Origin of the sequence: Hansschlegelia sp. KR7-227 (assembly GCF_049446035.1) — a bacterium.
Lineage (GTDB): Bacteria > Pseudomonadota > Alphaproteobacteria > Rhizobiales > Methylopilaceae > Methylopila.
Window position 1 is genome coordinate 1,146,668 of the sequence record NZ_JBMSEA010000001.1, and the last position, 12,551, is coordinate 1,159,218.

Below are 12,551 nucleotides of genomic sequence, written 5' to 3' on the forward strand. Positions count from 1 at the left end.
GGGCGCCGCCAGCCAGCCGGGGCGACCCCGCTCCCAACGACGCAAATGGCAGGAGAAATCCGTGCTGACGTGCGACGACTATATCGTCCCGACGACGCTCGACGACGCGCTTGAGCTGATGACGCGCCACTCCGGCCGTCAGCGCATCGTCGCGGGCGCGACCGACATCCTGCCCTGGGCGCGCGAGGGTCGGGCCGGCGACGTGCACGTGCCGTATCTGATCGACATTTCGAAAGTCGCCGAGCTGAACGAGGTCTCGGTCGGGGCGAGTCGCGTGAGGCTCGGCGCGGCCACGCCGTTCCAGCGCTTCCTCGACCGCGCCGATCTGACGGCGGCCATGCCGAACATGCGCCATTGCGCGATCTGGTTCGCCGACGACCAGATCCGCGAATGCGCCACCCTCGGCGGCAATCTGGCGAACGCCTCGCCCGCCGCCGACGGAACGCCGCCTTTGCTGGCGCTCGACGCCGACGTCGAGCTCGCCTCGCGAAGGGACGGCGAGACCGTCCGCCGCCGCATGAAGCTCGCGGATTTCATCACCGGTCCCGGCGGCAACCAGCTCGTTCAGGATGAGTTGATCGTCGCCGTCGAGTGCGACGCGCTCCCCGGCTATGGCGGCGCGTTCGAGAAGGTCGGCCACCGTCGCTCGCTGGTGATCGCCGTCGCCTGCGTCTCCGCTCTGGTCTCGCTCAACGCCGACGCTACGGAGTTTGACGACGTCCGCCTCGCCGTCGGCGGGGTGGGACCGAAGGCGCTGCGGCTCGCCGATGTCGAGGCGCTGCTGCGCGGCGCGAAGATCGAAGCGGCGACGATCGACGAGGCGGCGCGGCTGTGCGTCGGCCTGGTCCAATCCCGCTCGCGGGTGGCCTACCGGCGAGAGGTGCTGCGCGGCTTCGTCTCGCGGGCGCTCGCCGGAGCGGCCCGCGAAGCCGGCGCGGACTTCGACGCTGTCGAGGCCGAACTGGAGATGTACCAGCATGCCTGAGCTCGTCATCGCAGCGACCGTCAACGGTCGCAAGATCAAGCGGCTCGCGCAGCCGCACCAGCGCCTGCTCGACTTCGTCCGCGAGGAGCTGGAGCTCACCGGCACCAAGGACGGCTGCGGCGCCGGTGAATGCGGCGCGTGCTCGATGTTCGTCGACGGCCGGCTGGTGAAGTCGTGCCTCGTGCCGGTCGGCAAGGCGGACGGCGCGACGATCGAGACCATCGAAGGCCTCGGACGCACCGGCGCGCTGTCGATCATGCAGAAGGCCTTCCACAAGGCCGGCTCCAGCCAGTGCGGCTACTGCATCCCCGGCATGGTGATGGCCGCGACCTCCGCGATCCGGGAGAACCCCTTCGTCGGCGACGAGGAGGTCAAGGAGCGCCTCGGCGGCAACATCTGCCGCTGCACCGGCTACCAGAAGATTTTCGACGCCGTCGGCCTCGCCCGCGACGTCATGAACGGGCGTCTGCCGGAAAGCGCACTCGACGAGGAGGCGGCCGAGGACGGCCGCTACATCGGCGCAAACGTCCGCCGTCTCGACGCGCCGTCCAAGGTGTCGGGCGCGCTCAAATACGCCGGCGACATGGTCCTGCCGCGCATGCTGCAGGTCCAGGTTCTGCGCTCGCCGCATGCGCACGCCCGCATCGTCTCGATCGACGTCTCCGAGGCCGAGGCGATGGAGGGCGTCGAAGCGGTCGTCACCTGCGCCGACGTGCCCGGCAAGGACGGCTTCGGCGTATTCGTCCACGACCAGCCGATCATGGCGCGCGGCAAGACGCGCTATGTCGGCGAGGCGGTCGCGGCGGTCGCCGCTGAAGACCTGCTGACGGCCAAGCGCGCTCTCGCGAAGATCAAGGTCGAGTACGAGCAACTGCCCGGCTTGTTCGACCCGGACGAGGCGATGCAGCAGGGCGCGCCGGTCATCCACGACTACGCGCCGGACAATCTCGTCAAGCACATCCCGATCCGTAAGGGCGACGTCGAGGCGGGCTTCGCCATGGCCGACCTCGTCATCGAGGAGCGCTTCGAGACGCAGCAGGTCGAGCACGCCTATCTCGAGCCGGAGGCGGGCCTGGCCTATGTCGATCCGGACGGCGTCGTGACGGTGGTCAGCCCGAGCCAGAACATCACGCATCACCGCCACATGCTGGCGGAGATCCTCGCGATGCCGATCAACAAGGTCCGGTTCATCATGAGCCCGGTCGGCGGCGGCTTCGGCGGTAAGGAGGACATGATCTATCAGGGCATGCTCGCCCTGCTCGCGATCAAGTCGGGCCGCCCGGTCAAGCTCGTCTTCACCCGCGAGGAATCGATCGCCACCACGGCGAAGCGTCATCCCTCGCGCACCTCCTACCGCATGGGGCTGACCAAAGACGGCCGCATCGTCGCGAGCGAAATCCGCGTCGTCTATGACGGCGGCGCCTACGGCATGTCCACGGAAGGCGTGATCCGCAAGGGGGCGATCCTGGCCGGCGGCCCTTACGCCGTGCCGAACGTCAAGATCGACACCTACGGCGTCTACACCAACAACACGCCCTCCGGCGCCTTCCGCTCCTTCGGCTCGCTGCAGACGCAGTTCGCGACCGAGTCGATGCTCGACATTGCGGCCGAGCGGCTCGGACTCGATCCCTTCGAGATCCGACGCCTCAACGCCATGCGGGCCGGCGACCGGACGCACACCAAGCAGGAACTGAAGAGCGCAAGCCTGCTCGCCTGTCTCGACGGCGCCGAAAAGGCGTCGGGCTGGCAGCCCGGCGCGCCGACGTCGCGCGGGACGACCCGCGGCGATCTCGACGGAGACGGCTGCCGCGCGCCGTGCCGTCTCGGCGCCCGCTTCACCGGGGCGTCGCCCGCGGCCAAGCTCAGCGAGGTGGCGTGATGGCGCTCAAGCGAGGACGCGGCGTCGCCGGCGGCTGGTACGGCATCGCCCGCACGGCGAGCATCGACCGGGCGGCGACCTGGGCGGAGCTCGACGACGGCGGCACGGCCAAGGTCGTCACCGGCGTGACCGAGATCGGGGAGGGCATCCTCACCGTGCTCGCCCAGATCGCGGCCGAAGAGCTCGGCGTCCGCCCGTGGGAGGTCACCATCGGCGACAACGACACGGCGCGCGCGCCCGAAGCCGCCCATGCCGGCGCCACCCGCCAGACCTACATGATCGGCAACTCGGTCGCGCTGGCCTGCCGCGAGGCGAGGGCGCGCCTGTTTGAACAGATGGCCGACCATTGGGGCGTCGCCGTCGCGTCGCTCGACAGCCGCGACGGCGAGATCTGGTCCGACGGCTCGAACCATCGTTGCACGATGAAAGAGGCGGTCGATATCTCCAAAAAGCGCGGCGTCGTGCCCGTCGGGTCCGCCAGCTTCACCGCCCATCACACCGGCCTCGACGGCGAGGACGGCTCGGGCCGGCCCTGGCAGGCCTATGTGTTCGGCTGTCAGGTCGCCGAGGTCGAGGTCGACACGATGACGGGCGAGGTCCAGGTCCTCGGGGTCTGGGCCGCGCACGACGTCGGTCGCGCCGTCAATCCGAAAGGCGTCGAGGGCCAGATCGAGGGCGGGGTCGTCCAGGCCATCGGACAGGGCCTGATGGAGCACTACGAGACCCATGAGGGGCGCACCACGACGCCCGGCTTCGCCAAGTACATCCTGCCGACCGCTCTCGACGTGCCGAAGATCACGAGCGTGATCGTCGAGGACCCTGATCCGATCGGACCGCTCGGCGTGAAGGGGATCGGCGAGCCCGCAATGGTGCCGACGATACCCGCCGTGATGAACGCGATTTACGACGCCATCGGCGTCCGCATCACCAGTCTGCCTGCGACGCCCGACAAGATCATCGAGGCGATCCGCAAGAAGAACGAGGCGACGAAGATCGCCCAAGCGGCCGCCTGATGAGGCGGACGTAACCGAGCCGTCCCTGGGGAGGGAGAACATCATGATCGACGCGGTGCCGCTGGACGCGCCCAAACATCCGCAAGACCGCCAGACCTGGTGGGGCGTCCGTTTCCTGAAGAAGCTCTATGTCCAGGTCATCGTCGCGGTGATCATTGGCACGCTGCTCGGCCATTTCGAGCCGCAGTTCGCCCAGCAGCTCAAGCCGCTCGGCGACGTCTTCATCCGGGCGATCAAAGTGGTCGTCACGCCGATCATCTTCCTCACGATCGTCGTCGGCATCGCCACGATGGGCGACATGCGACGCATCGCGAGCGTCGGCCTCAAGGCGCTGATCTATTTCGAGGTCGCCTCCACGATCGCGCTCGTCATCGGAATGGTGGTGGGCAACATCTGGACGGTCGGAGCGGGCATCAACGCGGATCCCGCGACGCTCGATAGCGCCGCGGTGGCGGGCTACGTGACGAGCGCGAAGTCGATGACGCTCGTCGAGTTCCTCGTGAACATCATCCCGTCGACCTTCGTCGAGCCCTTCGTGAAGGGCGAGATCCTTCCCGTGCTCTTCGTCGCCGTCTTGTTCGGCCTTGCGCTCTGCAAGTTCGGCGACAAGGTGAAGCCCTTCGTGGGGATGCTGGAGCAGGCGTCAGCCGGCCTGTTCGGGATGGTCGGCATAATCATGCGCTTCGCGCCCCTCGGCGCGCTCGGCGCCATGGCGTTCACGATCGGCAAGTACGGACTTGGCACGCTCCTCAACCTCGGCGAGCTGGTGCTCGCGGTCTACCTCGTCAGCATCCTGTTCGTGGTGATCGTGCTCGGCGGCTTCCTGAAGCTCGCAGGCTTCAGCCTCTGGCGGGTGCTGTCCTACTTCAAGGACGAGATCCTCGTGGTGTTCGCCGCCACCTCGGCCGAGACCATGATCCCGCGCTCGATCCAGAAGCTCGAGCGGCTCGGCGTGAAGAAGGACGTCGTCGGCCTCGTGATGCCGACGGGCTTTTCCTTCAACATGGACGGCACGGCGATCTACATGACGATGGCGACGCTGTTCATCGCGCACGCCACCAACATCGAGCTGTCGATTGGCCAGCAGCTGACGATCCTGTTCATCATGCTCTTCACTTCGAAGGGCGCGGCGGGCGTCACCGGCGGCGGCTTCATCGCGCTCGCCGCGACCATCCCGACCATCGGCGTGCTTCCGGTCGCCGGACTGACCTTGCTGATCGGCGTCGACCGCTTCATGGCCGAGATCCGCGCGGCCACGAACCTGACCTCCAACATCATCGCGACGCTGGTGGTCGGCCGCTGGGTCGGCGCCGTCGACATGGCGCAGGCGAACGACATGCTCGCCCGGGGCCCCGAGGCCGACGCTGTGGCCGAGCGCGAGCAGGCGGATGAGCAGCCGGTCCGGCCGGTCGAGCAACTGCGGCCCGTGCCGGCAAACGTCGCGACCGCGTGACGACCGAGACCTGAAGACGAGAGACAGAGCACCCATGACGCCGACATCCGCCTCGATCGTCCGTCACCTCGCCTCCGCCGAGGCGAAGGAGCGGGCGCCGTCAGCGGCCGCCGACATCGTCGGACGGGCGCGCGCCATCGCCCGTCACGGCGGCGTCGAGCCGGCGCTCGCCGCGGGCGCCCTGCCCAAGCTCGTCCAGGCCACGCTCTCGGAAGCGCTGATCCTCGGCCTGCTGAAGCAGGGCGTGACGAAATATCTCGCGATCTTCGGGCACGGCTCGACCGATCTCGGCGAAGCCCTCAGGGTCTACGAAGAGGCGGGCGTCACGCGCACCTTCAACTGCCGCAACGAGGTCGCCATGGCGCACGCCGCCACGGCCCTCGCCTGGCAGTACGGCGAACAGTGCGCGGTCGTCACCTCCATCGGCCCAGGCGCCCTCCAGGCCATGGCGGGGTCGCTCGCAGCCTCCTCCAACGGGGTCGGCGTCTGGCACATCTATGGCGACGAGACGACCTTCGGCGAAGGTCCCAACATGCAGCAGGCCCAAAAGGGCGAGCAGGGCGTGTTCGGCAAGATCACCGAGCTGATGGGAGCCTCCTACGTGCTGCACACCCCCGAGGCACTGCGCGACGCGATGCGCCGCGGTTCGGCCCAGGTGAACCATCCCTACAAGGCGGGACCGTTCTTCCTGCTGCTGCCGCTCAACACGCAGCCGGTCGAGTTCACGCTGAACCTCGCCGCCCTGCCTGCGCGGATGGCGCCGCCGAAGGTCGCGCCCGCAGACGACGCGGCGTTGATGGAGGCGGCCCAGGCCGTCGCGGCCGCGGGCCGCGTCGTGATCAAGGCCGGCGGCGGAACCCGCGGCCATGACGCCGCGATCACGCGCCTCGCGGAGGCCGCCGGCGCCGCGGTCGCGCTCTCGCCGGGCTCCTCCGGCGTGCTGCCCGATGCGCATCCGCTCAACATGCATGTCGGCGGCTCGAAGGGCTCGATCTCGGGCAACTTCGCCATGGAGAACGCCGAACTCGTCATCGTCGCGGGCTCCCGCGGGGTTTGTCAGGCGGATTGCTCGGGGATCGGCTACCGCTCGGCCGAAACGGTGGTGAACATCAACGGCGATCTGGGCGACGCCTTCCACTACAACAACACGATCGCGCTCCAGGGCGACGTCGGAGTGATCGCCGAGCGGCTCGCCGCGCGGCTCGAGGCCCTGAACGCGGCGTCATCCCCGGCCAAGCGCGAGTGGCTCGCCGCCTGCGCGGCCAAGAAGGCGGAGTGGGCGGCCTACAAGCAGGCGCGCTACGACGCCCCGCCGATGGCGGACGCGGTGTGGTCCGAGCCTGCGCTCGCGCAGCCGGCGGCGATCAAGATCGTCGCCGACTTCGCGAAGGGCATCGGCGCCGCGAAGCTGTTCGACGCCGGCGACGTGCAGGCGAACGGATTCCAGATCGTCGAAGACGACCGCAGCGGCGAGACCTTCACCGAAACCGGCGCGTCCTACATGGGCTTCGCGACCAGCGGCCTGCTGGCGAGCGGTCTCGCCCAGACCCCGCGCTACACCATCGCCTTCACCGGCGACGGCTCGTTCATGATGAACCCGCAGATCCTGGTCGACGCCGTCGAACACGGCGTGAACGGGATGGTGGTGATCTTCGACAACCGCCGTATGGCGGCCATCACCGGACTGCAGCGCGCCCAGTATGGACGCGAGTTCCGGACCAATGACGGCGTCGCCGTCGACTATGTGGCGCTTGCACGCGCGGTCGCCGGCGTGAAGGCCGTCTTCGCCGGCTTCGACGCCGACGGCCTCAAGGCGGCGCTCGAAGAGGCGCGCCGGCACCCTGGTCTCTCGGTCGTGCACGTTCCGGTCTACGCCGGGGAAGATGAGCTCGCGGGCCTCGGCGCATGGGGTCGATGGAACGTCGGCAACTGGTGCGCCGACGTCCAGAAGACCTGGATTGAGCAGGACATCTGAGGATGGGAGACGAACCGCGCGCTTCGAGACGCCGTCCTTCGTGCGGCTCCTCAGCATGAAGAGGTCCGCTCTCGGCATCCTCACCTTTCCTCATGCTGAGCAGGCCCGAAGGGCCGTCTCGAAGCACGCGTCGCGCTAATCCAGCCCTTAATTGAACGGACACAGCACATGTACGGCTACGACGACTTCGGCCTCTATATCGGCGGCGCCTGGGGCCCAGCCGGCGGCGGCGGCGTAAAGGAGGTGTTCGACCCGGCCACCGAGGAGGTGCTCGGCACCGTGCCGAACGCGACGCCCGAGGATCTCGACCGCGCTATCGCGGCCGCGCAGAGGGGCTTCGCCACGTGGCGCCGGGTCCAGCCATGGGAGAGGGCCGCAAAGCTCCGCAAGGTCGCCGACCTGATCCGGGAGCGCGTCGAACCCTACGCCAAGATCATGTCGTCCGAATCCGGCAAGCCGCTCGCCGAGAGCCGCGGCGAATGGGGCGCGACCGCCGACCAGTTCGAGTGGTACGCGGAGGAGACCAAGCGCATCTATGGGCAGATCATCGAGGGCCGCGAACAGGACGTGCGCCTGTCGGTGATCTATCAGCCGGTCGGCGTCGTGGTGGCCCTGTCGGCCTGGAACTTCCCGGCGCTGCTGCCCGCCCGCAAGGTCGCCGCCGCGCTCGGGGCCGGCTGTTCGGTGATCCTGAAGCCCGCCGGCGAGACGCCGGCGACCGCGATGGCGATCGTCCAGGCCTGCGCGGACGCCGGCATCCCCGAGGGCGCCGTCAATCTGGTGACGGGCGACTCATCGCGCATTTCCGAGCACCTGATCCGCTCGCCGGTCGTCCGCAAGGTCTCGCTGACCGGCTCCGTGCCGGTCGGCAAGCAGATCCTGAAGCTCGCCGCGGAGGGCGTGAAGAAGGTCTCGATGGAGCTCGGCGGCCATGCGCCGGTGCTGGTGTTCGACGACGCCGACGTGAAGACGGCGGCGGAGACTTCGGCCGCGACCAAATTCCGCAACTGCGGGCAGGTGTGCATTTCTCCGTCGCGGTTCTTCGTGCACGAGCGCGTGTATGACGAGTTCGCCGACACCTTCGTGGCCGCCGTCAGGAAGCTGAAGCTCGGCCGATTCGACGGGGAGGGGGTCAATCTCGGCCCGCTCGCCAATCAGCGCGGGCTGGACAACGCCAAGGCCCTGGTGAAGGACGCGGTGGAGAAGGGCGCCGAACTGCTCAATGGCGGCCAGCAGCCGAGCGGCTTCAACCGCGGCTATTTCTTCGAGCCCACGGTGCTCGGGCGCACCCCGGACGACGCGCGCGTGATGATCGACGAGCCGTTCGGCCCGGTCGCGCCGCTGACCACCTTCTCGGATTTCGACGAGGTGACGGCGCGCGCCAACGCGCTGCCGTTCGGGCTCGCCGGCTATGTGTTCACGTCGAGCCTCAAGAACGCCGCCCGCGCTTCTGAGGCCCTGGAGGTCGGAATGGTCGGCGTCAACGACATGATGCTCGCCGCCGCCGAAATCCCGTTCGGCGGCGTGAAGGAGAGCGGCATGGGACGCGAGGGCGGCTCGCTCGGCCTGAAGGATTATCTCGAGCCCAAATATGTGAAGACGCGGCTGTAATCATCGACGCGACCCCCGGCTCAAATCCCCGGAGGCGAACGCAGGCGTTCGCCTCCGGGGTCCAGCGACTGAAGGCCCATGACCGACCAGACCCACGGCATCGCCGGCGGCCTCACCAATTATGGCGACCGCGACTTCTCGATCTACCTGCGCCGCTCCTTCGCGCAGTCGATGGGCTATTCGCTCGACATGCTGAAGCGGCCGGTCGTCGGGATCGCCTATACGCCGAGCGGCTTCAACAACTGCCACCGGCACTTCCCCGAGCTGCTCGAGGCCGTGAAGCGCGGCGTGCTGGCCGCGGGCGGGCTGCCGCTCGAGTTCCCGACGATCTCGCTCGGCGAGGTGTTTCTGTCGCCGACGTCCCTCCGCTACCGCAACCTCATGTCCATGGACACCGAGGAGATGATCCGGGCCCAGCCGATCGACTCGGTCGTGCTGATGGGCGGCTGCGACAAGACCGTGCCCGCGCAGTTGATGGGCGCCGTGTCGGCGGATCGTCCGACCATCCAGCTGATCGGCGGTCCTATGATGACGGGGAGGCACAGAGGCGAACGGCTCGGCGCCTGCACCGACTGCCGGCGCTTTTGGGCGCAGTACCGCGCGGGAAAGATCGATCGCGAGGAGATCGAGGTCGTGGAGGGGCGGCTCGCGACGACCGCCGGAACCTGCGCCGTGATGGGCACCGCCTCGACCATGGCGTGTCTCGCCGAGGCGCTCGGCATGACCCTGCCGGGCACCGCCGCGATCCCCGCCGTCCACGCCGACCGGCTGCGCGCGGCGGAGGCGACCGGCATGCAGGCGGTCCGGCTGATCGGCTCCGACATCACGCCGAAGCGCATCGTCACCCAGGCCGCGGTCGAGAACGCCATGCGCGTCCTGCTCGCGCTCGGCGGCTCGACCAATGCGATCATCCATCTCGCGGCGATCGCCGGACGGGCAGGGCTTGAGATCGATCTCCACCGCTTCAACCAGCTGTCGGACGAGACGCCGGTGCTGGTCGACCTCAAGCCGACGGGCCAGCATTACATGGAGGATTTCCACGCCGCGGGCGCGATGGGCGCCGTGTTGCGGGAGCTCCGGCCGCTGCTCGAGCTCGACGTCCTGACGGTCACGGGCCAGACGCTGCGCGAGCGGCTCGACGCGCCGCATGACGGCTGGGTCGACCGTTCGGCGATCGCTTCGCGGGAGCAGCCGCTCGAACCGGTCGGCGGCCTCGTCGCCCTCTTTGGCTCGCTCGCCCCGCGCGGCGCGATCCTGAAGCGCTCCGCGGCCGACAAGACGTTGTTCGAGAAGGAGTGCAGGGCGGTCGTCTTCACGTCGCTCGCCGATCTCGCTGAGCGGATCGACGATCCGGACCTCGACGTCACGGCCGACGACGCGCTGGTGCTGCAGAACGCCGGGCCGCACAGCGCCTCGGGCATGCCGGAAGCGGGATACCTGCCCATCCCGAAGAAGCTCGCGGCCCAGGGTGTCAAGGACATGCTCCGCATCTCCGACGCGCGGATGAGCGGCACGGCGTTCGGAACGATCGTGCTCCACGTGACCCCCGACGCCGCGTCCGGCGGCCCACTCGCGCTGGTGCGAAACGGCGATCGTATCCGCCTGTCCGTGAAGGAGCGTCGGATCGATCTGCTGGTCGAGGACGCGGAGCTCGCGCGTCGACGCCAGGAGCTCGGCCGCCCTGTGGAGCCCCCCGCCCGAGGGTATGGGCGGCTCTATGCCAGGCACGTCCTCGATGCTGACGACGGTTGCGATTTCGACTTTCTCCGCTCGGAAGCCTTGTCGGGTCCCACCGCGACCAAGACGACCGTCTAAAAAACTGCTGAGCGCTAGATTTCAATACATGAAATTTCACGATATTGAATAACTTCAAGAGTGACGTGACGTATAAGTACGTGCAAAACGGCAACAATCTGACAAAAACATGCGATTTTCACAACGATCATGGGAAAACAGCTTGTCCACGGCAGAAGCGGCGGGCGAAGGTGTGGGAGGCGTCTCAGTAGACTGACGTGAGGAGGCGCCGCCGGGCAAGACAAGCCGTCACGCTTCAATGCGTCAGACGGCGGATCCGGGGCGTTAGGGGGACTGGCATGAAACTGTTGAAAAGCGTGGCGCTCGGCTCGGCCGCGGCCATCGTGATGATGAGCGGCGCTCAGGCGGCCGACCTGCCGGGCGCCGAGCCCGTCGAATATGTGAAGGTTTGCGACGCCTACGGCGCGGGCTTCTTCTACATTCCGGGCACCGACACCTGCCTCCAGATCGGCGGCCTGGTGCGCTTCGAGCTCACCGGGGTCGCCGACCGTCACGGCGACGACGACGACGCGAGCCGGACCGGGTTCCGCACGCGCACGCGCCTCTGGTTCGACGCCCGCACCGACACCGAATACGGCGCGTTGCGGACCTTCGTCCGCATGCAGTTCCAGAAGGACTCGGGATCGCCGGGCTCGCTCGGCCAGACCACCGGCCTCGACGGCGACGATTTCCTGTTCGACCAGGCCTATGTCCAGTTTGCAGGCCTCACGGCCGGCGTGACGGACTCGTTCTGGGACTTCAAGCCGTACCCGACCTTCGCGATCCCGTTCGTCTCCGACCGGACGCTGCCGGCGCTGGCCTACACGGCGAAGTTCGGCGACGTGTCGGCCAGCGTGTCGCTCGAAGACAAGACCTACCGCTACCGCGAAAGCGCCAACGCGCAGCCGAACGCCGGCCAGACCATGCCGGACATCGTCGCCAATCTGCGCGTCAAGCAGGGCTGGGGCGAGGCGCAGCTCTCGGGGGTGGCGTCCCGGATCAACCCGATGAAGAATTTCGCCGACCCGATCACCGGCGAAAGGGGCGGCGACAACGGCTGGGGCTGGGGCGTCCAGGCCGGCTTCAAGCTCAACCTGCCGACCGCCAACACCTCGGACGCCAAGGGCGACTTCCTCTGGGCGCAGGCCGCCTACACCGACGGCGTCGGCCTGTCCTACAACGGGGTCGGCGATCAGAACTTCGGCTCGGGGCGCACCCAGAACATCGCCAATTTCAACCTGCAGCGCGACTATCTGCTGATCGGCGGGGAGACCGAGAAGACGCGCGCGTTCAGCGCCAATCTCGGCGTGCTGCACTACTGGTCGCCCAAGTGGCGCTCGGCGCTCCACGCCACCTATATCGACGTGGACTACCGCCGCGTCGACGCCGACTGGCGGACGGGCGCGCTGATCGGCAACCTGATCTGGACGCCGGTGAAGAAACTCGATATCGGCGCCGAGCTCTCCTACATCAACAATATGAAGAAATCCCAGGTCGCCTATAAGGGCACGTCGGACGACGACGCCTTCGTCGGCCGCCTCCGGGTTCAGCGCGACTTCTGATCGATGTCCCGCGCCGGCGTGGACGGGGGCGGCGAGTCGTCCCCGTCGCGCCGGCTGCATGAACATCTCGGGATGCGACGAAGCGCTCTAGCTTGCCCGGCGTGTGCACGCACAACTCGACGGCGCCGAATTCCTTTCGCCCGCTGAAAACGACGATCGAGCGGTGCGGCCGGCAAATCCTGGGGACCACGGCGGTACGACGGTCTCGACGTCTTGAACGGTCGCCGCGCTATGGCGCGCATCTCGCTCACCCCGCCGGTCCTCGACCCCGCGGGCGGC

The 12,551-nt window shown here is 68.2% G+C and carries 8 protein-coding genes; all 8 read left to right on the forward strand.

Annotated features, from left to right (window positions below; all coding sequences use genetic code 11):
• Positions 1-61: 61 nt before the first annotated feature.
• Positions 62-985 carry an FAD binding domain-containing protein gene (locus ACO2RJ_RS05430; protein ID WP_423266965.1) on the forward strand — a complete coding sequence of 308 codons (924 nt, stop codon included), beginning with the start codon at positions 62-64 and terminating at the stop codon, positions 983-985.
• Positions 978-2,864, forward strand: coding sequence for a molybdopterin-dependent oxidoreductase (locus tag ACO2RJ_RS05435; RefSeq protein ID WP_423266966.1), 1,887 nt, complete (start codon positions 978-980; stop codon positions 2,862-2,864). Before ACO2RJ_RS05430 ends, ACO2RJ_RS05435 begins: the two co-directional genes overlap by 8 nt.
• Complete coding sequence (locus ACO2RJ_RS05440; RefSeq protein ID WP_423266967.1) at positions 2,864-3,877, forward strand: xanthine dehydrogenase family protein molybdopterin-binding subunit; 1,014 nt, start codon at positions 2,864-2,866, stop codon at positions 3,875-3,877. Before ACO2RJ_RS05435 ends, ACO2RJ_RS05440 begins: the two co-directional genes overlap by 1 nt.
• A 43-nt stretch (positions 3,878-3,920) precedes the next feature.
• Positions 3,921-5,330: a C4-dicarboxylate transporter DctA gene (gene dctA / locus ACO2RJ_RS05445; protein ID WP_423266968.1), complete on the forward strand. Its 1,410-nt coding sequence runs from the start codon at positions 3,921-3,923 to the stop codon at positions 5,328-5,330.
• A gap of 34 nt (positions 5,331-5,364) precedes the next feature.
• Positions 5,365-7,305 carry a thiamine pyrophosphate-dependent enzyme gene (locus ACO2RJ_RS05450; protein ID WP_423266970.1) on the forward strand — a complete coding sequence of 647 codons (1,941 nt, stop codon included), beginning with the start codon at positions 5,365-5,367 and terminating at the stop codon, positions 7,303-7,305.
• Between the two features lie 168 nt (positions 7,306-7,473).
• On the forward strand, positions 7,474-8,916 hold the full coding sequence (locus ACO2RJ_RS05455; protein ID WP_423266971.1) for an NAD-dependent succinate-semialdehyde dehydrogenase: 1,443 nt from the start codon (positions 7,474-7,476) through the stop codon (positions 8,914-8,916).
• Between the two features lie 78 nt (positions 8,917-8,994).
• Entirely contained in the window at positions 8,995-10,731 is a 1,737-nt protein-coding gene (locus ACO2RJ_RS05460; protein WP_423266972.1) for a dihydroxy-acid dehydratase, read from the forward strand.
• 278 nt (positions 10,732-11,009) lie between these two features.
• Positions 11,010-12,272 (forward strand): porin, encoded by a 1,263-nt coding sequence (locus tag ACO2RJ_RS05465; RefSeq protein WP_423266973.1) that lies wholly within the window; start codon positions 11,010-11,012, stop codon positions 12,270-12,272.
• Positions 12,273-12,551: the final 279 nt, after the last annotated feature.